This is a genomic window from Coprococcus ammoniilyticus, assembly GCF_025567345.1.
In the GTDB taxonomy this organism is placed as follows: domain Bacteria; phylum Bacillota; class Clostridia; order Lachnospirales; family Lachnospiraceae; genus Coprococcus; species Coprococcus ammoniilyticus.
This window is the reverse complement of the sequence record NZ_JAOQJS010000001.1, coordinates 355,824-380,387: the sequence shown is the minus strand read 5'-3', so window position 1 is coordinate 380,387 and position 24,564 is coordinate 355,824. Positions and strand designations below refer to the sequence as shown.

22 protein-coding genes and 1 tRNA gene are annotated in these 24,564 nt (G+C 37.4%); 8 read left to right on the top strand and 15 right to left on the bottom strand.

Going from position 1 to position 24,564, the window contains the following annotated elements:
• Positions 1 to 21: 21 nt before the first annotated feature.
• The 10 genes from OCV60_RS01570 to dnaA form a co-directional block, all read right to left on the bottom strand.
• Positions 22 to 1,683: a hypothetical protein gene (locus OCV60_RS01570; protein WP_262529112.1), complete on the bottom strand. Its 1,662-nt coding sequence runs from the start codon at positions 1,681 to 1,683 to the stop codon at positions 22 to 24.
• 206 nt (positions 1,684 to 1,889) lie between these two features.
• Complete coding sequence (locus OCV60_RS01565; protein WP_262529111.1) at positions 1,890 to 2,459, bottom strand: Fe-S-containing hydro-lyase; 570 nt, start codon at positions 2,457 to 2,459, stop codon at positions 1,890 to 1,892.
• A gap of 93 nt (positions 2,460 to 2,552) precedes the next feature.
• Positions 2,553 to 3,395: a fumarate hydratase gene (locus tag OCV60_RS01560; protein WP_117784567.1), complete on the bottom strand. Its 843-nt coding sequence runs from the start codon at positions 3,393 to 3,395 to the stop codon at positions 2,553 to 2,555.
• A 17-nt stretch (positions 3,396 to 3,412) separates the two neighbouring features.
• Entirely contained in the window at positions 3,413 to 3,718 is a 306-nt protein-coding gene (locus OCV60_RS01555; protein ID WP_021944260.1) for a hypothetical protein, read from the bottom strand.
• A gap of 78 nt (positions 3,719 to 3,796) precedes the next feature.
• The gene (gene gyrA / locus OCV60_RS01550) at positions 3,797 to 6,331 is read right to left on the bottom strand and encodes a DNA gyrase subunit A (protein ID WP_262529110.1); all 2,535 of its coding nucleotides are present in this window, start codon (positions 6,329 to 6,331) and stop codon (positions 3,797 to 3,799) included.
• A 17-nt stretch (positions 6,332 to 6,348) separates the two neighbouring features.
• On the bottom strand, positions 6,349 to 8,265 hold the full coding sequence (gyrB, locus tag OCV60_RS01545; protein WP_117784569.1) for a DNA topoisomerase (ATP-hydrolyzing) subunit B: 1,917 nt from the start codon (positions 8,263 to 8,265) through the stop codon (positions 6,349 to 6,351).
• A 35-nt stretch (positions 8,266 to 8,300) separates the two neighbouring features.
• The gene (gene recF / locus OCV60_RS01540) at positions 8,301 to 9,383 is read right to left on the bottom strand and encodes a DNA replication/repair protein RecF (RefSeq protein ID WP_117808131.1); all 1,083 of its coding nucleotides are present in this window, start codon (positions 9,381 to 9,383) and stop codon (positions 8,301 to 8,303) included.
• Between the two features lie 26 nt (positions 9,384 to 9,409).
• The gene (locus OCV60_RS01535; protein WP_008401671.1) at positions 9,410 to 9,619 is read right to left on the bottom strand and encodes an RNA-binding S4 domain-containing protein; all 210 of its coding nucleotides are present in this window, start codon (positions 9,617 to 9,619) and stop codon (positions 9,410 to 9,412) included.
• Positions 9,620 to 9,642: 23 nt separating this feature from the next.
• Positions 9,643 to 10,749 carry a DNA polymerase III subunit beta gene (gene dnaN / locus OCV60_RS01530; protein ID WP_021944264.1) on the bottom strand — a complete coding sequence of 369 codons (1,107 nt, stop codon included), beginning with the start codon at positions 10,747 to 10,749 and terminating at the stop codon, positions 9,643 to 9,645.
• A gap of 272 nt (positions 10,750 to 11,021) precedes the next feature.
• A complete protein-coding gene (gene dnaA, locus OCV60_RS01525) occupies positions 11,022 to 12,386 on the bottom strand; it encodes a chromosomal replication initiator protein DnaA (RefSeq protein ID WP_021944265.1) in 1,365 nt (454 codons plus the stop codon).
• Between the two features lie 690 nt (positions 12,387 to 13,076).
• On the opposite strand from dnaA, the gene rpmH reads away from it, so the two are divergent.
• The 8 genes from rpmH to rsmG all read left to right on the top strand — a co-directional run bounded on the left by rpmH (position 13,077) and on the right by rsmG (position 20,300).
• Entirely contained in the window at positions 13,077 to 13,211 is a 135-nt protein-coding gene (gene rpmH, locus OCV60_RS01520) for a 50S ribosomal protein L34 (RefSeq protein WP_004852723.1), read from the top strand.
• Positions 13,212 to 13,274: 63 nt separating this feature from the next.
• A complete protein-coding gene (rnpA, locus tag OCV60_RS01515; protein ID WP_021944266.1) occupies positions 13,275 to 13,628 on the top strand; it encodes a ribonuclease P protein component in 354 nt (117 codons plus the stop codon).
• A gap of 2 nt (positions 13,629 to 13,630) precedes the next feature.
• The gene (yidD, locus tag OCV60_RS01510; protein ID WP_084770674.1) at positions 13,631 to 13,843 is read left to right on the top strand and encodes a membrane protein insertion efficiency factor YidD; all 213 of its coding nucleotides are present in this window, start codon (positions 13,631 to 13,633) and stop codon (positions 13,841 to 13,843) included.
• Positions 13,844 to 13,854: 11 nt separating this feature from the next.
• Entirely contained in the window at positions 13,855 to 15,252 is a 1,398-nt protein-coding gene (locus OCV60_RS01505; protein ID WP_262529107.1) for a YidC/Oxa1 family membrane protein insertase, read from the top strand.
• On the top strand, positions 15,252 to 15,896 hold the full coding sequence (jag, locus tag OCV60_RS01500; protein WP_118482950.1) for an RNA-binding cell elongation regulator Jag/EloR: 645 nt from the start codon (positions 15,252 to 15,254) through the stop codon (positions 15,894 to 15,896). The genes OCV60_RS01505 and jag overlap by 1 nt, the downstream gene beginning before the upstream one ends.
• Before the next feature lie 275 nt (positions 15,897 to 16,171).
• Positions 16,172 to 17,551 carry a tRNA uridine-5-carboxymethylaminomethyl(34) synthesis GTPase MnmE gene (gene mnmE / locus OCV60_RS01495; RefSeq protein ID WP_262529106.1) on the top strand — a complete coding sequence of 460 codons (1,380 nt, stop codon included), beginning with the start codon at positions 16,172 to 16,174 and terminating at the stop codon, positions 17,549 to 17,551.
• Between the two features lie 12 nt (positions 17,552 to 17,563).
• Entirely contained in the window at positions 17,564 to 19,462 is a 1,899-nt protein-coding gene (gene mnmG, locus OCV60_RS01490; RefSeq protein ID WP_262529105.1) for a tRNA uridine-5-carboxymethylaminomethyl(34) synthesis enzyme MnmG, read from the top strand.
• A 115-nt stretch (positions 19,463 to 19,577) separates the two neighbouring features.
• Positions 19,578 to 20,300, top strand: coding sequence for a 16S rRNA (guanine(527)-N(7))-methyltransferase RsmG (rsmG, locus tag OCV60_RS01485; protein ID WP_262529104.1), 723 nt, complete (start codon positions 19,578 to 19,580; stop codon positions 20,298 to 20,300).
• Positions 20,301 to 20,445: 145 nt separating this feature from the next.
• Here the strand turns inward: rsmG and OCV60_RS01480 are convergent, their stop codons facing one another.
• The 5 genes from OCV60_RS01480 to OCV60_RS01460 form a co-directional block, all read right to left on the bottom strand.
• Positions 20,446 to 21,405, bottom strand: a complete 960-nt coding sequence (locus tag OCV60_RS01480) for a 3'-5' exonuclease (protein WP_021944272.1) — start codon at positions 21,403 to 21,405, stop codon at positions 20,446 to 20,448.
• Positions 21,406 to 21,478: 73 nt separating this feature from the next.
• Positions 21,479 to 21,552: transfer RNA gene (locus tag OCV60_RS01475), tRNA-Arg, on the bottom strand.
• Between the two features lie 68 nt (positions 21,553 to 21,620).
• Positions 21,621 to 22,496 carry a DUF3881 family protein gene (locus OCV60_RS01470; protein WP_117784575.1) on the bottom strand — a complete coding sequence of 292 codons (876 nt, stop codon included), beginning with the start codon at positions 22,494 to 22,496 and terminating at the stop codon, positions 21,621 to 21,623.
• A 74-nt stretch (positions 22,497 to 22,570) separates the two neighbouring features.
• Positions 22,571 to 23,854: a serine--tRNA ligase gene (gene serS, locus OCV60_RS01465; RefSeq protein ID WP_118675628.1), complete on the bottom strand. Its 1,284-nt coding sequence runs from the start codon at positions 23,852 to 23,854 to the stop codon at positions 22,571 to 22,573.
• A gap of 170 nt (positions 23,855 to 24,024) precedes the next feature.
• Positions 24,025 to 24,558: a DUF4446 family protein gene (locus OCV60_RS01460; RefSeq protein ID WP_021944275.1), complete on the bottom strand. Its 534-nt coding sequence runs from the start codon at positions 24,556 to 24,558 to the stop codon at positions 24,025 to 24,027.
• Positions 24,559 to 24,564: the final 6 nt, after the last annotated feature.

Sequence of the window (24,564 nt, the reverse complement as noted above, 5' to 3'; positions counted from 1 at the left end):
CAGTATTTTTTTCTAAATGATTTATTTGTCGTACGAGACCAACTGATTGATTGCATCCTCTCCTTCCTGATAGAATACCTTGATTGAATCGCCCTGCTGAATGAAGATCAGACTTTCATTTTCTGCAAAATCCTGTTTATAGACATTTCCATTTTCATCTGTAATATAGACATAGGTACTGTCTTCCAGATTAATGTATTTGATATCTTTGACAGTGATCTGCTTGTTTGGAAGATCATCGGACAGATCTTTGCCTGTCTTTAGTCCATTCTGTGCCAGCAGTTTATTATAAGATGCCAGTGTTTCTCTCTGTGTATTTCCGGTTGCTACGATGTTGTATTTCTCGACGTCAACCAGTGCATACATTTTGACAAGACCACCGTTATCTTTTAATACCATGATATAAGTAGGAATACCTCCAATATTTATTAATGAAGGGAAAGATGCTTTATATCCAAGGTGCTGTACCTGTCCTTCTGCGGATGCCATTGCCGAATGTTCTTCTGCACCTGCAATCGAATAATATTTACTTTCTCCGGTACGAAGATTGATCATAACAAAACCGATATTGGATTCATCTCCATTTACGGAAGTTACACCTGTGTATACCCACACATCTCCGTTCATTACCTTATAACCATAATCATCTGTTGTCGTTTTACATCCCTTGTTTCCAAATACGCTGTTCCAGTAGCCACCGGATAATTTTCCGTACCAGTCATATTTTCTGCATGCAAGATCTCCGTCATAGACACGGTCTACCCATTTTGGTACATCACCGACTTCATAATATTCAGTATCACCGGTACATGGATTACAGATTACTACGCCCTTTACATCCTTTGCACCGAACAAACCTGCATTTGATGTAAGTAACGGACAGATATAATATGGATTTCCGTTATCATCCAATTCCAGATAAAAGCCTTCAAACATAGCCGTCGGATATGCCATTTGCACATGACGATAAAGATTCTGATTAAAATATGCAGAAGGTGAATAGATCATTGGTTTTTCAAGCTTTACATATTTTGCTTCATTCTTTACCGGATCGACGAGTACATATCCCGGTATACCACTCTTTTTATTATTCATATATTTGATGAATCCGGCATATTCCAGAGCTGCTACCTTCATCGGACTTCCATTATAATCGATCGTACTGTAGTCACTGCTTACTTCGTACTGGCTGACCACATCAGATAAAGAACCGATTGCACGTTCACCAATAATAACTGCCGTATCTGTATCCATCAGTGCTATATCATTGATCTCTTTGCTCTCAACAATATCCGTCTCAAAATTTCCATCTTCAATCTGGATCAGGCCGGCATATTTGGAAGCTGCAAATAATTTAGATGATCCGATCCATCCAACAAGTGCTGCTAGGATCATGATTCCGATCACAATACCAAATATCTTCGTCAGTTTTGGTGATACAGGCATATCATCCATCTGTTCTGCCTTTAAATTCAATGTACAAATAAAAAGTGCAACAACTGTTACGATCATCCATATCCAGAATTCAACACTATGAAAATTGATTGTCGGCGTTAATACATAATATAATACTGCTTCTATTACGATGATTACTGCCAGCATGATAAAATTCCATTTACCAAATTTTTTGCCGGATTGGTCTGCATCATAATAACTTTCTTTTTTCTTTTTGTTCTTACCCATATCCATCACTCTCCTTTTTTACGGAAAAAATGCGCCAGGAACATCCCAGCGCATCTCTCTTAAACATTTACTATTTAAATGGCTTTGAACATCACAATGCTATTGTAACCTGATGCACATAATTATGTATAGCTGTGAATATCCCTATTATAATTCTTTAATATATCAATTTTGATATAATAGAACGAAAACAGCTTTATTCTATATTATTCCTGCTGTTTCAGATAATCTGCAACCGCTGTTTCATACAGATTATTTCCTTTGCTGTCAATTACTACAATAACAGGCAGATTTTCAACTGTCATCTTACGGATGGCTTCTGTTCCCAGATCATCATATGCAACGACCTCTGATTTCTTGATACATTTGGAAAGGAGTGCACCTGCACCGCCTACCGCAGCAAAATATACTGCCTTATTTTCTACGATGGCATCAATAACTGTCTGACTTCTCTTTCCTTTTCCGATCATTCCATTCAAACCTTTTGAAAGAATGAGTGGTGTGTATTTGTCCATACGACTGCTGGTTGTTGGTCCTGCCGATCCGATGACCTGACCTTTTCTTGCAGGTGTTGGTCCCAGGTAATAGATTACATTTCCTTCCAACTGAATTGGAAGCTTTGATTCATCATTTTCATTCTCGATCAATGTATCATACATTCTCTTATGTGCAGCATCTCTGGCACTGTAGATCACACCTGATATATATACATAATCTCCTGCATGAAGGTCTTCAACCTGTTTTTTATCAAATGGTGCTGTAATATGCTTATCCATTTTTCTCATCTCTCTCTTTTTATTCTTCTATAAAATAAATTCTGTAATTCATATCTGCCATATATTGACCTTAATGACAGCTTTTGAGATTCATTACAGAATCCTCGTTACATGTCTGTTGACATGACAGCACATATTTACTGCAAGTGGCATACCTGCGATATGTGTTGCATAAGTCTCGATATTAACTGCAAGTGCTGTTGTCTTACCGCCCAGACCACCCGGTCCGATTCCTGTATGATTAACGGCATCCAGAATTTCATTTTCAATTCTTGCAATATGCTCATATGGTGAATGTTCTCCGGCTTTTCTGGTAAGAGCTTTCTTTGCAAGCTTTGCAGCCATTTCAAAATCTCCGCCCAGACCTACACCTACAAACATCGGAGGACATGCATTTGGACCTGCATCCTTGACTGCCTGAAGAACGGCTGCTTTTACGCCTTCTTCTCCATCGGCAGGCTTTAACATGAACACACGGCTCATATTCTCGCTTCCGAATCCCTTTGGTGCAATCGTAATCTCTATATTTTCGCCCGGTACAATATCATAATGTATGATTGCCGGTGTATTGTCCTTTGTATTTTCACGGATCAGCGGATCTCTTACAACAGATTTACGAAGATATCCTTCTGTATATCCCTGTCTGACTCCTTCGTTCACTGCATCAGTCAGATTCATGCCTTCTACATGAACATCTTGTCCGACATTAATGAAAAATACCGCCATTCCTGTATCCTGACAGATCGGTATCTGATCCTCTGCTGCTATATCCAAATTCTCACATAACTGCGAAAGAATCTGTCTTCCAAGTACACTGTCCTCTTCTTCTGCAGCATTTCTGACTGCCTGTTCCATATCCTCTGACAGCTTCAGATTTGCCTCAATACACATTTCTTTTACAGTCTGAATAATCTCATCTGTATTAATTGTACGCATTTTCTTATCCTCTTTTTTTAGTTATCCAGAAAATCATCATCATTCTTTTTGTAATATGGATCTTTTCTTCGTTTCATATATCTGTATATATGAGCCATCAGTGTCAGAAATGCCAGTGCAATGACTAGTACGATCATTATATACAGGATATCCATAATATAACTGGAAAGACCTGCCGTATTATTGGATGATTCCAAAAATTTACTTAATCTGTCATTTTTGGTAATAATATTCTGTGCTTCCGTTGTTGCCTCTGTTGTTGCTGTTTTAAATACAATGCCGTTGATAGCATTATACAACCCCAAATATATTTTAGCTGGCATATCCCACCTCCAATTTTTAGTAACTTTTTACCTTCTTTATGAATACCGGCTGATCTTATTCAGCCGGTACCTTTTATATTACTCTTCTGATGACTGTTCTTCTGCTGCTTCTGTATCTTCCGTTTTTTCCGGACCTTCTCCTTTTAGATCCTCATCGTCAAATTCTTCTTTTTGTACTTCTGTCATAGATGCTACCTTGACATTATTATCATAGTTCAGGTTGATAATCTTTACACCGGAGGTTACTCGTCCAAGTGTGGATATTCCATCACAGCTTGTACGAATAATGATTCCTTCTGTGGTAATGATCATAACATCATTTTCATCGGTAACGATCTTCGCTCCTACAAGATCACCTGTTTTTTCAGTGATCTTATAACATTTAACACCTTTACCTCCACGGTTCTGTACGCTAAATTCTGAAATCAGTGTCCGCTTACCCATACCATTTTCGGTAACAAGCAGGATCTTTTCTCCCTGTGAACTCATCTGCATGGAAATTACGATATCATCTTTTCCAAGATGGATACCCTTTACACCCATGGAAGTTCTTCCGGTCTGTCTGACGTCTTTTTCATTAAAACGAATCGACATACCATTCTTTGTAATCAGGAAGATATCATCATCTCCATTTGTTGCTTTCACTTCGATCAGTTCATCATTATCACGCAGAACAATAGCTGTAAGTCCTGTCTTTCTCACATTCTGATATTCTAAGATATCTGTTTTCTTTACCATACCATTTCTGGTTGCCATGAACAGATATTTACCATCCTCGTAGCTCTTTAACGGAATGACTGCTGTGATCTTCTCACCTGCCTGAAGCTGAAGAAGGTTTACGATTGCAACACCTCTGGCTGTTCTTCCTGCTTCCGGTATCTCATATCCCTTCAGACGGTATACTCTACCGGTATTTGTAAAGAACATCAGATAATTATGTGTCGTTGTTACGATCAGATTCTCAATATAATCTTCATCGATCGTCTGCATACCACGGATACCCTTACCACCACGATTCTGTGCCTTGAAGAGATCTTCCGGCATACGCTTGATATAACCGAGCTTTGTCATGGCTATAACGATATTTTCTCTCTCGATCAGTTCTTCGTCTGTTACTTCGTCAACATCTCTGCCGAGTGCGGTTCTTCTCTCATCACCATATTTCTGAGAAATAACAAGAAGCTCATCTTTGATAACCCCAAGTAATTTCTTCTCATCTGCAAGAATTGCTTTCAGATAACTGATCTTATCCATCAGTTCTTTATATTCTGCCTCTAACTTCTCACGTTCCAGACCTGTCAGAGCACGAAGTCTCATATCTACGATTGCCTGTGCCTGAACCTCTGTCAGTCCGAATCGTTCGATCAATGCATTCTTCGCATCCTGTACACTCTTGGAACTACGGATGATGTTGATAACTTCATCGATATTATCGAGTGCGATCAACAATCCCTGTAAGATATGTGCTCGTTCTTCTGCCTTATTCAGATCATACTTTGTACGTCTGGTTACGACATCCTCCTGATGCTTCAGATAATATCCGAGCATCTGGCTGATATTTAAGATCTTTGGAACACCATCTACAAGTGCCAGCATATTAACACCAAATGTATCCTGAAGCTGTGTATGCTTATATAACTGGTTCAGAAGTACATTTGCATTTGTATCTTTCTTTAATTCGATGACAACACGGATACCTTCTCTGGATGATTCATCTCTTACATCCGTGATTCCCTCTACACGTTTGGTCTTTACAAGCTCTACGATCTTCTGGATCAGTAAAGCTTTATTTACCATATATGGAAGCTCCGTTACTACAATCTTATGCTTACCATTTGGCATTGCCTCGATATCTGTAACGGCACGAACCTTGATCTTACCACGACCGGTTCTGTATGCTTCTTCGATTCCACGACGACCAAGGATCTCTGCTCCCATAGGAAAATCAGGTCCTTTTATGATCTGCATGATCTCGTCAATAGAGGTTTCTCTGTCCTCTTCTATACGATTATCAATGATTTTTACGGTTGCACCGATTACTTCCTTCAAATTATGTGGTGGAATATTGGTAGCCATACCAACTGCGATACCCGTTGTACCATTTACTAATAGGTTAGGAAAACGTGATGGAAGTACCGTTGGCTCTTTTTCTGTCTCATCAAAGTTTGGTACAAAATCAACTGTATCTTTATTGATATCAGCTAACATTTCCATACTGATCTTTGATAATCTTGCCTCTGTGTATCGCATCGCAGCAGCGCCATCACCATCTTCTGAACCGAAGTTACCATGACCATCTACCAATGGATATCTTGTATTCCAGTCCTGAGCCAGTTTTACGAGAGCATCATAAATGGAACTGTCTCCATGTGGATGATATTTGCCCATGGTATCACCGACGATACGGGCACATTTACGATGTGGCTTATCCGGACCGTTGTTCAGTTCTATCATTGAGTGAAGGATTCTTCGCTGAACAGGCTTCAAACCATCTCTTACATCAGGAAGTGCTCGTGCTGCAATAACACTCATGGCATAATCTATATAAGACCGCTCCATGGTCTTTTTGAGTCCGACTTCACTTATTTTGTCAAAAATCTTATCGTCATCCATGTTCTTCTCCCTTTCGTTTAAATGTCAAGATTCTTAACGAACTTGGCATTTGTCTCTATGAACTGTCTTCTAGGTTCAACTTTATCTCCCATCAGTACATTGAAGGTCATATCAATCTCTGATTCATCATCATCATCAATCGCAACTTTTAATAAAATTCTCTTTTCCGGATCCATGGTTGTCTCCCATAACTGTTCTGCATCCATTTCACCAAGACCTTTGTATCGCTGGATCTTATTTGACTGATCTCGTCCAACTTCATTCAAGATACTGTTCAGTTCATCATCACTGTAGGCATACCAGATTTTTTTATTCTTCTCCAACTTATAAAGTGGTGGCTGTGCCAAATATACATGTCCTTTTCGAATCAGATCCGGCATGAACCGATAGAAAAATGTCAGAAGCAGGGTTGCGATATGAGCACCATCTACATCGGCATCTGTCATAATAATGATCTTATTATATCTGAGCTTATCAATATCAAAATTCTCATGAATACCTGTACCAAATGCTGTGATCATTGCTTTGATCTCGGCATTCTCAAGGATTCTGTCGATTCTTGCTTTTTCTACGTTTAATATCTTACCACGGAGTGGAAGGATAGCCTGTGTTGCACGGGATCTTGCTTTCTTTGCAGAACCACCGGCGGAATCTCCCTCTACGATGTAGATCTCACAATTCTTCGGATCTTTATCGGAACAATCTGCAAGCTTTCCAGGAAGTGCCATATTATCTGCAAGATTTGCTTTTCTTGCTACATCTCTGGCTCTTCTTGCTGCAATTCTCGCACGCTGAGCCATTACAGATTTATTTATAATTATTTTTGCTATATTCGGATTCTGCTCTAAGAAATAAGTAAGCTGTTCACTTACGATACTTTCTACAACAGGTCTTACTTCTGAATTTCCAAGCTTCTGCTTTGTCTGACCTTCAAATTGAGGTTCACCGATCTTTACAGATACGATCGCAGACATACCTTCCCTCAGATCTTCACCGGACAGATTATCCTCTTTTTCTTTTAACAGATTATTCTTTCTTGCGTAGTCATTGAAAATCTTGGTAATGGCTGCCTTAAAACCTGTTAAATGTGTACCACCTTCCGGTGTATTAATATTATTTACATAACTGTGTATCATTTCGTTATAGGAATCATTATGCTGCATAGCAACTTCTACATATACACCATCCTTGAGTCCCTCACAGTAGATTACCTTGTCATAGAGTGCTTCTCTGTGTCTGTTCATGTATTCAACAAACTCTTTGATACCGCCCTCATAATGGAAATGTCTCTCCTTTGGAGGATCTACACGAAAATCTGTTAATGTAATCTTCAGACCCTTTGTAAGGAATGCTGTCTCACGAAGTCTTGTCCGTAATGTATCATAATCATAGATCCAATCATCAAATATCGTCTTATCCGGAAGAAATGTTACCTTTGTTCCTGATTTATCTTCTGGTGCATCGGCAATGATCTGCAATGCACTGTCTACATTACCACGCTTATAAGTCTGCTTATATATATGACCATCTCTTGTAACTTCGACCTCTAACCATTCAGAAAGAGCATTTACAACAGAAGCACCTACACCATGAAGACCACCGGATACCTTATATCCTCCACCGCCAAACTTACCACCGGCATGAAGAACGGTAAATACTACTTCCAGTGCTGATTTTCCCGTCTTCTCCTGAATACCTACAGGTATACCACGTCCATTATCAACAACCGTTATGGAATTATCAGAGTTAATAAAAACTTCTATGTGATTACAATAACCAGCCAGAGCTTCATCTACAGAATTATCAACAATCTCATAAACAAGATGATGCAATCCTCTTGTAGACGTACTTCCTATGTACATTCCCGGTCTTTTTCTGACAGCTTCAAGTCCTTCCAGAACCTGTATCTGTTCAGCATCATAATTATTTGACATTTTTTTCCTCCTTAATATTCCATAACAAACAAAACTTATATCTTCGTAACGGTTCCGTTTGTAACATGATACACATTATTGATCACTACTTGTTCTTTTATAAAATCATCATAACCTGTACAGGTTATAATTGTTTGTATATCTTTGATCTCCTCTAACAACGCTTCTCTTCTGCTGCTGTCAAGCTCTGACATAACATCATCCAGGAGAAGTATCGGATTATCATTTATAATATTCTTTACCAACTTTATCTCTGCGATTTTCAAAGAAAGAGCGACTGTTCTCTGCTGTCCCTGTGATCCAAATCTTCTTGCATCGATTCCGTTTATCATAAACATGATGTCATCTCTGTGAGGTCCTGTCTGGGTGCTCATATAATTCAGATCTACATGAACCTTATCTGACAACACCTGTTGAAATTCATCTTCACCAACATTCTTATCATAGATGATCTCCAGCTTTTCTTTTCCGGAAGTCAGCTTCAAATGGATCTCTCCGATCAGATCATTTAACATCGTTATAAAATTCTGTCTTTCTTTTATAACCTTTCTTCCGTAATCCACAAGCTGCATGTTCCATACATCTAAAGTATCCATCAGACTTTTATTATAAGCAATCTGCTTTAACAGATTATTTCTCTGATTCAATATCTTGGAATAGGAAGACAGATTCTGATAATACAATCTGCTTAACTGACACAACTCCAGATCCAGAAATCTTCTTCTCTCAGAAGGACCGTTTTTTATGATAGATAAATCCTCCGGCGAAAAAAATATCACATTTAATAAACCAAAAAGTTCAGTTGTACGTCTGATAGGCAGTCCATCTATAGCAACTCCTTTATTCTTGCTTTTACGCAAATGCATATCAATCCGATGACTTATATCACTTTTTTTGATGCAAAGACGTATATGTGACTCTTCTTCACCTATTTTTATGATTTCCCGATCCTTACTTCCACGGTGGGACTTAGTTGTAGCTGCCATATAAATAGATTCCAGTATATTTGTTTTTCCCTGTGCATTATCGCCATATAAAATATTGGTATTCTTATCAAACATAATGAATAACTCATCATAATTTCTATAGTTGTTAATATTCAGTGATTCAACATACATACTATCTACCAGCCACATGTGTAGAATTATTTCTGGATACTAATCTTATCTCCATCAAATTCTACTTCATCTCCATCATACAGTTTTTTTCCTCTTCTGGTCTCAATCTCACCATTTACGATAACAAGACCCTGAGATATAACCTCTTTTGCTTCTACTCCTGACTCTACAAAACCGGCTGCCTTTAATGCCTGACCTAGTTTTATAAATTCATCTCTCAGCTTGATTATTTCCATTTTTTCTTATCTCCAATCCTGGATTATCTGCTTCCGATACCCATTGGAAGGATCAGATAAATATAATTCTCTTCTTCATCCTTGATTACACAAGGTGATTTTGTATTATTCATGTATATAGTAATATCATCATCGTCAATTGCACGGATCGCATCCATTAAGAATTTTGGATTGAATCCAATGATGATATTGCTTCCCTCTTTATGAATCTCTATCTCTTCATTCATTGAACCGATCAGAGAATCTATCTTCAGATATAACATGTTATCTTCTATCGTGAGCTTGATTGGTTTCTTATCTGATTCTTTGATTAGAAGAGATGAACGATCCAGACAGTCAAGAAATTCTCTCTTGTTGATAGTGAACTTGATCTGATAATCAACATTTAACATATTATCAATTCTAAAGAATTCACCTTCTACCAGACGAGATACAACCTTTGTTCTGTCAAATTCAAATAATATATTATTATCTGCAAAGTAGATATTTACATCATCATCTACTCCACCATTTACAATCTTACTAATATAACTGAGTGCCTTACCAGGAACGATAACCTTCACATCCTGACTCTCATCCTTTAATTCTACATTACGGATAGCGATACGATGTCCGTCAATAGCTACAACACGAAGTCTGTTATTAGAAACCTCAAATAATTCACCTGTCATAACGTTATTGTATTCGCTGTCTGAAATTGAAAAGATCGTCTGGTTGATAATCTCTCTTAATGTAAACTGTGAAATTGTAATATATTTGGATTTTTCAACAACCGGAAGACTGGAGAAATCCTCTCCTGATTTTCCTGCAATGGTAAATAATGATTTCTCACATTTGATAGTTGTCTTGAAATCTTCATTTGTTTCCATATGTATCTCACTATCCGGAAGCTTTCTTACGATGTCCGATAAAAGCTTTGCTTCGATTGCAACCTTTCCTTCTTCGATAACAGTTCCTTCAACATAAGATTCTATTCCAATTTCCATATCATTTGCTGTGAGTTTTATATTTCCATTTTCAGCTTCAATGAAAATACATGAGAGAATTGGATGTGTGGTTTTTGTAGATACAGCTTTTGATACATTACTAATTCCCTGCATCAATTTTCCCTTCATACACGAAATCTTCATTTTGTTTATAAACTCCTTTCCCGGTTGTCTGTAGATATATATTTAATAATAAAAGTAGTAATAACAGTAGTAGTAGGTGTGGATTTGTTGAAACTTCAAAATATCCTTATAAATTCTTATGAAATCAATTATGTGTCTATGTTAATTTTCCTGATATTCAATGTTATTGTAAGTGGACTTATAAACATTTGAAAATCGTCTGAATTGATTGAATTGTCAGATACTAACATTTCATAACAATAGTACAGACATTCATCCACATATAAATAACATTAGCTGTGAGGACTGAGTTTCTTGATAATGACATCAATCGTCTCTGCATATTCAGGATCACTTTCAATCCTCTTATCTACTTTGTTGATATTACTTAAAACAGTCGAATGGTCTTTACCGCCAAATACATCTCCGATGCTCTTTAATCCCTTTGTTGTAAATTTACGACATAGATACATGGATATCTGTCTTGCATTGGCTACATCCTGACTACGTTTTGAAGATTTGATATCATCAACACTGATATTTAAGTGTTCGGAAACGGTATTAATGATAAGATCAGGTGTGATCGTAACGTTGGTTTCCTTGGATATCATATCTTTTAATATATTCTTTGCAAGATCCTCTGTGATCGTAACATTTCCAAGTTCGGCATATACACTGATCTTGTTTAATGCTCCTTCCAGTTCTCTTACATTATAGGTAACGTTATTTGCAATATATTCCAGAATGTTGTCACTGATATTCTTGTATCCGTTCATCTCAACTTTATTTTTGAGAATTGCCATTCTGGTTTCATAATCAGGAGCATGAATATCGATCGGCACTCCCCATTCAAATCTGGAACGGAAACGCTCTTCCAGAGTTTTAATTTCTTTAGGAGGCTTATCCGATGACAGAATGATCTGCTTTCCTTCATCGTGAAGTGCATTGAAGGTATCAAAGAATTCCTGCTGGGTACTCTCTTTACCGATAAGATATTGAATATCATCGATCAGTAATACATCAACGGTTCTGTACTTTTCCCGGAACTCGTCGGTTTTGTTTTTCTTGATCGCTTCTACGATTTCATTTGTAAATTTATTGGAAGGTACATAGAGAACCTTCATATTCTTATTATGCTGTAAAATATAATGTGCGATCGACTGCATCAGATGTGTTTTGCCAAGACCTGCTCCACCATATAAAAACAGTGGGTTGAATTTGTCCAGTCCCGGTGAATCTGCGACAGCAAGACATGTTGCATGAGCGAGCTTGTTGCTCTCACCTACAACGAATGTATCAAATGTATATTTGGGATAGAGATTGCTCTTGGTGATCGCTTCGTTGTATTCTTCTTTGGTAACCTCTTCTTTGGAGGTTTTGTTCAGATTACTTTCTACGTCAATTACAATCTCGATAGAATCGTCATCCAGCACTTCTTTTATAGAAGTAACCAGGAACATATCGTACATTTTTTTATTAATAAAATCGATGGCTCTTGAACCCATACTATCATCAACTGCAAAATACAGTTTTTTTCCTTCGACAGAATATAACTTCAAAGGTTTGATCCATGTTTTAACAACAATAGGGGATAATCCATGTTCTGTCTCGAGAAGAGAGAGTATCTCGTCCCATTTTGATAAAATTAATTCTTCCATTCTTCCGAAAATCCTTTCCGTCCAGTCGTTGTGTCTATGGAGTTATAGGCATAGAACCACGTATTTATATCTTATAACAAAATGACCATTTTTTCAAGTTTTATTACCCTCTGACAGACATATGAGAAAAATTTTTTATATAATAGGAAGAAACTCATTTTGATATATGTTAAAAAACTGTTTTGAAAAAGAAGGTGTATAAGTTACATAATAATTATGAAAAAGTATTGTTATGTTAAGTAAAAAAAATGTTACCTTATAAATTGTGAACATCAAAAAATAAGATAAAATATGGATTTATGGAAGAAAGAAAACAATGAATCAAGATGTTATCCACAAGTTATTCACAATTTGTGGATAACATTATGTAAATTGATTATGGTAAAGTTCATATCAATGGATAAATGTGGAGAAAAAGAAAAACCACTAGATTTTGTATTTGAAAATTATATAGACACCAATTTTTGAAAAATATAAAATCACATTTTTCTAACTAAGTGTTTTATGATATGAAAACCCTTGATTTTAAAGGAAAAATTCAAAAAAAACTTGACTGTATGGGGTTATTTATTTATAATATGCAAGGACTTTGTAGGTATCTGTATGTGTTCGTTTGGGTCTGTTATAAACAGAGGAAACGAATGGATGTGGATAAATCATGGTCATAATAAATAAAGGAGGTGTGTAGATATGAAGATGACTTTCCAGCCTAAAAAGAGACAGAGATCAAAGGTTCATGGTTTCAGAAAGAGAATGAGCACTGCTAATGGCAGAAAGGTATTGGCCGCTAGACGAGCTAAGGGTAGAAAGAAATTATCAGCATAGGTCACAAGGTTGTGGCCTTTTTTAGTTTTTCTAATTTTCAATCAATGATTTGGTGGTTATGTTATGAGTAATTTTATTACGTTAAAAAACAGCAGAGAGTTTGGCAGTGTTTATAACACAAAGGATTCGGTAGCCAATAAATATTTAGTTATGTATCTGAGAGCCAACAGCTTGGAATACAATAGACTTGGAATCTCTGTTAGTAAAAAAGTTGGTAACAGTGTGGTAAGACACAGGGTAACCAGATTGATTAGAGAAGCTTATCGATTAAACAAAGACTGTATTTGCAGTGGTTATGACATTGTGTTCGTTGCCAGAGTAACAGCGAAGGACAAGGGGTATCATGAGATAGAAAGTGCTATGATGCATCTGTTCAGGCTGAAGAAGCTGACGATAGTCAGAGATGGTGAAAATTAAAAATGAAAAGAATGTTAATTGGTTTAATCAGATTTTATCAGAGGTATTTGTCCATGTTAAAAGGACATCCTACCTGCAAGTATTTTCCAACCTGTTCACAATATGCGATCGAAGCTTTGGAAAAGTATGGAGTGATAAAAGGTGGCCTCCTGGCTGTATGGAGAATACTTAGATGTAATCCTTTTTCTAAAGGAGGATATGATCCCGTTCCATAAAGGAGGACAAGATGTTTCTAACAGTAGAAGACGGTCTGATCTTAGGACCGATATGTTGGTTATTCGGTAAGATTTTCGATCTGATGTATAAATTGATCGAGATTATCAGTAACAGCATGGGAATAGGATATGTTAATCTTAGTATCTGCGTTATCTTATTTACGTTTTTCATAAGAGCTTGTTTGTTTCCATTGAATTTCAAGCAGCAGAAATCTTCTAAGATTATGAGTTTTATCCAGCCGGAGATTAATAAGGCAACAAAGAAGTATAACAATAAAACAGATCAGGAATCCCTGATGAAGAAGCAGCAGGAGACACAGAAAATCCAGAAGAAGTATGGTGTAAGTCTTACATCCGGATGTCTGCCAACTCTGATCCAGCTTCCTGTATTCTATGGTTTGTACCGTGTTATCCAGAATATCCCTGCTTATGTAGGAGATATGAAGGGCAAGTATGATGCAATCGTAACAAGTATGCAGGGTGTAGCTATCGATAAGATCGATGCTTCCAAGTTACAGGCAATGGGACTTGATTCCAGTGCAAATTACTATGATATTATCAATGCAGTTGTAACAGATAAGGAAGGTCAGGTTTCTACAGCAGTTACTGCTGCAAAGCAGATGATGACGGCTGCATCAAATGGAGATCTTACAAATAATAAGGTAATTGATGTATTAGATAAGATATCCACACATGACTGGTCACAGTTACAGGATATTTTTGGATTTACAAGTGGAAAAGAAGCAGATTATATTCAGAACTTTGAGAATATGAACAGATTTTTATTTAATCTGAATATTGCAGATGCTCCCGGACTGAAGCTTTCAGCAGCACTGATTGTTCCAATCCTGTCAGCAATATTGCAGTTTGTATCTTCAAAGATCAGCATGAGTGCTTCTAACACAAATTCAAATGATCCTACAGCAGCACAGGCAAACAGTATGATGAATATGATGACTTACGGTATGCCGCTTATGTCATTATTTATCTGTATTAATTTGCCAATCGCTATTGGTCTTTACTGGATCATAGGTTCTGTTATCACGATTATTACACAGCTTATTATCAACAATTATTATAAGAAGTGTGATAAAGAAGCAGTTCTTGAGAAATGTAGAGTAAAAGCAGCTAAGAAGCAGGCAAAGAAAGAAGCAAAGCATCCCGGTAAGAAGTCATTTTATGAGAAAATGATGGACGCTCAGAATGGTAATGTAAGTTCAGATAGCACCCAGTCTGAAAGTATTAACAAAATGGCATCTTCAAGACTGAAAAGTTATACGAATCCGACAGTTGATGAAGTGAAACAGTCAGAAAACAATGTTCATTACAAATCTGGAAGCATTGGTTCCAAAGCAAATATCATGCTTCAGTATCAGAATAAGAGTAATGATAAGGGAGGAAATAAATAATGGAGTTTGTAGAATTTAAAGGTAAAACTTTAGATGAGGCACTTATGCAGGCAAGCGTTGAGCTTGGATGTGCCAGTACAGACCTGGAATATAATGTAGTCAGTGAGGGAAGCACAGGTTTTCTTGGACTGATCGGTTCAAAGCCATTTGTCATCAGTGCCAGAAAGAAGAAAACATTTGTGGATGATGTAAGAGAATATCTTGAAACATTATTCAAGGCTATGGATATTCAGGCTGACATCAAGATCGAGTTTAACGAGACAGACAATCTTCTTGATATCGATGTAGAAGGACCGGAGATGGGTATTCTGATCGGTAAGAGAGGTCAGACATTAGATGCACTTCAGTATCTTATTAGTCTCGCAGTAAACAAGAAGAGCGACTCTTATATCAGAGTAAAGCTTGATACAGAGAATTACAGAGCAAGAAGAAAAGAAACTCTTGAAAATCTTGCCAAGAACATTGCATTCAAGGTAAAGAGAACAAAGCGTTCATTTGCACTTGAACCAATGAATCCTTATGAGAGAAGAATTATCCACGCTACTTTACAGAATGATAAGTATGTATCTACAAGAAGCGAGGGTGAAGAACCATATCGTAAGGTTATTGTATATTTAAAGAAATACGACAGAAATAACAAATAATAAAGTATTTTGCTAACAGATACTTGTTTAAAAACAGAAAAACATATGTAAATATGAATTTCTGAAAAATATGATTTCCGGAAAATGAAGAATCAGGGTAACGGCTCTGATGAATCGGCTTCCGGAAATTTTTTTTAGGGATAGAAAAAAAGTATGTATAGGTGTATTATCTAAAAGTATGTTAGTATAAATAAAATGATATGATAATATATGTTATTTGTTATGTCAGTGAATGATATATAGAATATTGATCAGATAGAAACAGGAGAAATCATATGCTTGTGAATGATACGATCGCAGCGATCGCAACCGGTATGGGAAATGCCGGGGTTGGTATTATAAGGATCAGTGGTAAGAATGCAGTTGAAGTCGCTTCAAAGGTGTTCAGGCCGGCAAATGAAGAGAAAAAAATAGAAAGCATGAAAAGCTACACAGCAGCATTTGGACAGGTATATGATGGCGATAAAGAGTTGGACGAGGGTATTCTGCTTCTGATGCGTGCTCCACATACTTATACTTGTGAAGATGTATGTGAGTTACAATGTCATGGCGGAATGGTTGTATTAAGGAATGTACTTGCTGCAGTAATTAAAAATGGTGCAAGACTCGCAGAACCGGGAGAATTTACCAAGCGGGCATTCTTAAATGGAAGGATCGATCTGTCACAGGCAGAATCCGTCATGGATCTGATCAGTGCCAAGAATGATTTTGCGGTGAAATCTTCTCTTATGCAGCTTCGTGGTGATCTGAAGAATCAGATCATAGATATGAGAGAACAGATTTTATATAATGTAGCGTTTATAGAATCAGCACTTGATGATCCGGAACATTACAGTCTGGATGGTTACCCACAGAAACTACAGACAATTGTGGATAAGTTGGGTGATAATGTGGATAAATTACTGCAAACTTTTGATAATGGAAGGATCTTAAAAGAGGGAATCAAGACGGTTATCGTAGGTAAGCCAAATGCAGGAAAATCCTCACTTCTCAACATGTTTCTGGGAGAAAACAGAGCAATCGTTACGGATATTGCAGGAACGACAAGAGATACCTTAGAGGAAGTTGTCAACATAAATGGTATTATACTGAACATTGTGGATACAGCAGGTATCCGGGATACCGAAGATATTGTGGAAAAGATGGGTGTGGATAAGGCACTGGAATTTGCATCACAGGCAGATCTGATCTTATATGTGATCGATGGATCTGTACCGTTAGATGACAACGATAAGCAGATAATATCAGAGATTAAGGGCAAAAATGTTATTGCCATTATGAATAAAAATGACTTACAAACAGTTGTGGATAAAATGTGGATAACATGCGAGCTTGGTTGTGATATTGTAGAGTTATCTGCTTCTACAGGAGATGGAAAAGAAAAATTATATAATCTGTTAAATGACAAATTTTTTTCCGGCGAATTGGAGTATAATGACCAGTTGTACATTACAAATGCGAGACATAAAGAAGAACTGATGAAGACTAGAGAAAGCCTTTTAAAGGTAAGAGAAAGCATTGATATGGGTATGGAGGAGGATTTCTTCTCAATCGACCTGATGGATGCTTATGAACATCTGGGGCTTATTATAGGAGAAACGAACAGAGATGATCTTGCAGATAAGATATTTGAAGAATTCTGCATGGGTAAATAGGAGGATGGATAAATGCCAGTGGTTGAAGAAAATTATGATGTGGTAGTTGTGGGTGCCGGTCATGCAGGCTGTGAAGCTGCACTTGCTTCTGCCCGTCTTGGACTTGAAACAATTCTGTTTACAGTGAGTATGGACAGTGTTGCCATGATGCCCTGCAATCCAAATGTAGGCGGAAGCTCAAAAGGACACCTGGTAAGAGAACTGGATGCACTTGGTGGAGAGATGGGTAAAAATATTGATAAGACTTATATTCAGTCCAAAATGTTAAATGCATCAAAAGGACCTGCTGTTCATTCTCTTCGTGCGCAGGCAGATAAGTCAAATTATTCCCGTACAATGAAACATACATTAGAGAATACCGATCATCTGGTATTACGTCAGGCTGAGGTAACAGAGCTGATGGTAACAGATGGCGTTGTTAAGGGTGTTAAGACATTTTCCGGTGCAACCTATTATGCAAAGGCAGTTGTTCTCTGTACAGGTACTTATCTGAAAGCAAGATGTATCTATGGAGATGTCGTAAATCATACAGGACCAAATGGACTTATGGCAGCCAATCATTTGTCTGATTCCATGAAAGAAGCCGGAATCGGTATCCGCCGGTTTAAGACAGGTACACCTGCAAGACTGGATAAGAGGACAATCGATTTCTCTCAGATGGAGGAACAAAAGGGTGATGAGCATATCGTTCCATTTTCCTTTACAAATACAGAAGAAGATATCAAGCGGGATCAGGTATCCTGCTGGCTTTGTTATACAAATGAGGAGACACATGAGATAATTCGTGAGAATATCAACCGTTCTCCATTGTTTTCCGGTGTGATTGAGGGCACAGGACCAAGATACTGTCCTTCGATCGAAGACAAGGTTATGAAGTTTCCGGATAAGACGAGACATCAGATTTTTATAGAGCCGGAGGGTGAATTTACAAATGAGATGTATATGGGCGGAATGTCCAGTTCTCTTCCGGAGGATGTTCAGTATAAGATGATACGGAGCATGAAAGGACTTGAGAATGTCAAGATCGTAAGAAATGCTTATGCGATCGAGTATGATTGTATCAGTGCGATCAATTTGAAACATTCACTGGAATTTAAGGATGTGGAAGGTTTATTTGGCGCAGGTCAGTTAAATGGAAGCTCCGGTTATGAGGAAGCAGCAGCGCAGGGTCTTATGGCAGGTATCAATGCAGCCAGAAAGGTACTTGGAAAGGAGCCTGTTGTATTGGATCGTTCACAGGCTTATATCGGTGTATTGATCGATGATTTGGTTACAAAGGAGACAAAAGAACCATACCGTATGATGACTTCCAGAGCAGAATATCGTCTGCTGTTAAGACAGGATAATGCGGATCTTCGACTGACCGATATCGGTCATGAAATCGGTCTGATCGACGATGAGAGATATGAGAAATTCTGTCAGAAACGTACAATGATCGAAGAAGAAACAAAGCGTTTAAATGAAACCATGGTTGGCGGAAACAGTAAGATTCAGGAATTCTTACGTTCTATGGAGACAACGGAGTTAAAGACAGCAGTAAGTCTTGCAGAGTTGATCCGCAGACCGGAACTTTCTTATGAGAAGATTGTACCGATTGATCCGGACAGACATCCGTTGCCTGCGGATGTGATCGAACAGATTGATATATCGATCAAGTATGAAGGATATATCAAGAGACAGACAGAACAGGTACATCAGTTTAAAAAGCTGGAAAAGAGGATGATCCCGGCTGATCTGAATTATGATGATGTATCGAATCTTCGAAAAGAAGCCAGACAGAAGTTAAAGGATATCAAGCCGGAAAATATCGGTCAGGCATCCAGAATCTCCGGTGTATCACCGGCAGATATATCTGTGTTGCTGGTTTATCTGAAGATGAAGCAGCATGACGTAGAATCAGAAAATAAATAAAAAAGCAGATATGAAGATAATATAAAATTATCTGTAGGTAAGTGTTATTTTTGAAAGCATATAATTTGAGATGTAATATATATGTTCAGAAATATATAGAAAGGATACCATAAATATGGATCGACTATATGAAGTAGTAAAGAAGATAGATATTGAATTAAATGATCATCAGTTAGAGCAGTTTCAGAGATACTATGAGCTTTTGGTAGAGTGGAATAAGGTTATGAATCTGACAGCTATCACAGAGAAGGAAGATGTCATTATAAAGCATTTTACAGATAGTCTTCTGCTTGCAAAATATAAAAAGCTGGATGAATCTTTATCAGTCATAGATGTAGGGACCGGAGCAGGATTTCCCGGAATACCGCTTAAAATCGCTTTTCCGGGTTTAAAGGTAACATTAATGGATTCCCTGAATAAGCGTGTAAAGTTCTTAAATGAGGTTATCCGGACACTTGAGATGGACGATATAGAAGCTATTCACAGCAGAGCTGAGGATGGTGGAAGAAATGTACAGTATCGTGAGAAGTATGATCTTGCGGTATCAAGAGCGGTTGCAAATTTATCCTCTTTATCAGAGTTTTGTATGCCATTTGTTAAGACAGGTGGATATTTTATTCCATATAAGGCATCCGGACTGGATGAAGAGATACATGCAGGAAAAAAGGCGATTCGTATCCTTGGAGGACAGGTGGAGAATATCTTCCATACAACGATACCTGATACGGATATGGAGCGTTGCTTTGTATTTGTAAAGAAGATGGCAGCAACACCGGAGGAGTATCCAAGAAAAGCAGGAACAGCGACAAAGAAGCCTCTTGGATTGAAAGAAAAATAAAAAAGTATAGTAGAAATGAAAAATATATAATATCAATGAAAGACATTATATAAAAATGGAGCAGGTATTTGTAAACCTGCTCCATTTTTATTAGGAAAATATACAGAAAAATGATCTGTTCGTTTTATTATCAAATGTTAGAATATTATCTTGTAGCACGAGTGTGCCGTTTTTCTTTACGTCTCTCTCGAATTTCTGTCTGTTTTTGTTTGATAGCTTCAACACCGTTTTTATCTATTGGTTTAATTGTTTTAACAACATAGTATTTTCCGTTATCAAGTGGTTTAAATTTTATCTTTCCACTGAAATAACCATGGTGCCAGCATTTCCCTGCACAGATGTAAGAAGACGGACTGTTTGAAAACCATTCAAGCCTCTTATTGATCTTCTTGTTACATTTGTAGCATCTTATACAGGCAATATCTTTATCGTCCATTGCTTCCTGCTTGCTTGAAAATTCTCTTGTAATGTATTCATACTGATTATTATGTATGGCTACAATTTCCTCTTCCTTTTTTGTAGGATGAATATACAGATCGAAGCTGTATAAATCTTTTAAATTTCTTGGATGCATCTCTTTTAAAACAAGAGCGGTATATCTGGCATCGTTTACAGCAGAATGAAAAGGTTCATCTTCCGGTATATTAAAATCTGCAACTGCTTTTTCCAGTTTACTGACGGTAGAACCGGTTGGGTCGACCATGTTTGCATATATCTGCTGAAGATTTAAAAATTTCAAAGGACGAGGAAGCTTGTCCATATAGTAGAAAGCCATATTTGTCTGTAATTCGGTAAGGTCCATGGGACCCCAGGTACAGAAGATATAATCTTTACCGCACCATTCCAGAAATTCCGTACAGACTTCTTTAAATCCTCTTCCTTTTGCCAGATCCGTTTCATCATAATTTAAAATGGTTCTGATTTTTGAATGTAATTTTTTATAGATCCGGGGTTTTATCAAACTGGAGTATTCATCAATGATGCGATAGTTCTTATCTACTTTAACCGCACCGATTTCGATTATTTCAAACGGCATTCGGGGATGTTCTCCGATATGACCGGAATAACTTTGATTCCACTCAAGATCCATTACGATATAGTTCATGTGTATTGATCCTTTGATTTGTTATATGAAAATAACTGTCGTATACTTTCAAATTAATTTATATGCGCTAAAATGCACCTGGCGGGATTCGAACCCACGGCCTTCCGCTTAGGAGGCGGACGCTCTATCCTGCTGAGCTACAAATGCAGAAGGGGAAAATATATTATAAACCCAACATTACTATGATACCCAAGAATGTAAGAAATGTCAATTTCTTAAAAAATAACATTTCCCTGGAGCCAGATTTCGCCTTTGAACCGGCGACCTGGAGCAGGTGTACCGAGCAGATCTTTTTCATTGATCGCTATAGCCATCAGCATTTCATTTGTTTCCACATTCAGAAGGTATACAGGTTCCTTTGTATAATCGTTTTCGCACAGGCTGCAGTCCAGAATATTTCCTATGATAGAATAATGTTCTGTTTCAATGCCATATGGCATGAAATTCGTTTCTACGATAGAAAGGATATCTTCGTAATGTGCACGGCGACTTACCTGTGTATAGATATCCATATCATCTAATGTAAGGCTTTCCATGGCGGAACGGTCTCCTTGTCTGGCAGCTTCGATCAGTTTGTTTCGATTAACAGAGGAACATTTATGTTCTCTGTTTGCAGGTGGAATCTGTTCAATATCAAGAATAACTTTGCCGCTTGTTGACAGTCCGGACATATAAGCCTTAGTGATCAGATGGTTGGAATAGTTCATCCATTTTGTATTTGCATAATCAGAAATATTTGTCAGAAAGAAGATAAGTGTCATGCCCAGATTATAGTCTTCACAGACACCGGCATAGGATTCTTTATCACCATGTTTTTCTATATAGATCCGTTCCTGATTCATAATGAAAGAACTGCGGACATAGGGAAAATAGTATTCAAATGAAATGGTATTATCGATGTCCATTTCTCCGACAAGAGAGATACCGAAGTGTTTTCCAAAGTCCTTATTTAATTGAACCAGACGGGTGTCTGCATCAACAGTTACAATGTTTTTTGTTGTTGGGTTGGCAATGATCTCCTTTGTGATTGGAGTTAACTGCCGTCTGTTTTTAATGTCGGAAAATCCAATGGAACGTAAATAACTGTGCACACAGACACCTCCTTTCTGATTCTTAAATTATTTTACTATGGTCAAAAAAGTATATTTAATTAATAAATATGGAATTAAGCTTCAATCTTATCTTTTCCACCCATGTATGGACGGAGTGCTTCCGGAATTCTTACAGAGCCGTCTGCCTGAAGATTATTCTCAAGGAAAGCAATCAGCATTCTAGGTGGAGCAACAACTGTGTTGTTTAAGGTATGTGCAAGATACTTCTTACCGTCTTCACCCTTTACACGGATCTGAAGTCTTCTTGCCTGAGCATCACCCAGATTTGAGCAGCTTCCTACTTCAAAGTATTTCTTCTGACGTGGAGACCATGCTTCTACATCCAGTGATTTAACCTTCAGATCTGCGAGATCACCGGAGCAGCATTCCAGTGTACGTACAGGAATATCAAGTGAACGGAAGAGATCAACGGTGTTCTGCCATAATTTATCAAACCACATTTTGCTTTCTTCCGGTTTGCAGACAACGATCATTTCTTGTTTCTCAAACTGATGAATACGGTATACACCACGTTCCTCAATACCATGAGCACCTTTTTCTTTTCTGAAACAAGGCGAATAGCTTGTAAGTGTCTTTGGAAGTTCTTCTTCCGGAATGATCTGATCGATGAATTTACCGATCATGGAATGTTCAGATGTACCGATCAGGTAAAGGTCTTCGCCTTCAATCTTATACATCATGGCATCCATTTCTGCAAAGCTCATAACACCAGTAACGACGTTACTTCGGATCATGAAAGGAGGAACACAATAGGTAAATCCTCTGTCAATCATGAAATCTCTTGCGTAAGAGATAACAGCAGAATGAAGTCTTGCGATATCACCCATCAGATAGTAGAAACCATTTCCTGCTACACGTCTTGCTGAATCAAGATCCAGTCCATGAAGATGTTCCATGATCTCTGAGTGATATGGAATCTCAAAATCAGGAACAACCGGCTCACCAAAACGTTCAATTTCTACGTTTTCGGAATCATCTTTACCTATAGGAACAGATGGATCAATGATATTTGGAATTACCATCATGATCTCTTTTACTTTTGCCTGAAGTTCAGTTTCTTTTTCCTGTAATTCAGATAAGCGTTCTGCCTGTTCTGTTACCTGTTTTTTTACTTCTTCAGCTTCTTCTTTTTTGCCCTGTGCCATTAATGCACCGATTTGTTTGGAGAGCTTATTACGATTTGCTCTCAGATCGTCAGCCTCCTGCTGAGTTGCTCTTGCCTGGGCATCAAGGTCAATTACTTCATCAACAAGTGGAAGTTTGCTGTCCTGAAATTTGTTTTTAATGTTCTGTTTTACTACATCTGGATTCTCTCTTAAAAATTTAATGTCTATCATTTTTTGATATTCCTCCTGGTTCATATGGAATAAGGTTGTTTATACTTATTCTCACATGCTTTTATATTTTTTGACTATAGTCAATTATAATTATTTTTAATTATATTCAATTGTATTTAATTGTTTTAAATCATATTTAATTATATTTAATTGTTTTTTATTATGATTTATTATTCTTCTTCCATAATATCAGCAATCTCTTCATCAAGCGTTTTTGCACGTTCAATGGCTTCTTTTTCTTCATCAGAAAGAGCTACATAGGATTCACCTTTGATCAATTCTTTTGCATAAGCAAAGCATCCCTCTCTGGAATGCATACAATTTAAAACTACACCATTGTTACGACTGTCTAGAAATGCAACTGCGAAGCTTAGACTTCCGCCCATTCCCTCAAATGCATCATATTTGACCAGTCCGATTTTGCTGATACATGCTGCAAGTGTTTCCTGGATCTCTTTGTGTTCTTTTGTAAGCCGCTTGGAATTGTTCTTCACAGCATCCATTTCAGCAAATCGATCCAATATAATTTCTTCCATATCACCTGCCGTTTTACCACTTAAAAGGCGTTTGATATCTTTATTTCTTTTCTTTATATTCGCCATAAGATAGAATACAAGTCCAAATAAAACGATGACGAGTACAAGAAGTATGATTAAAATAATGGCAGGGTCAATACCAATCTTATCTAGTAAAGAACTGTTCATTCTGAT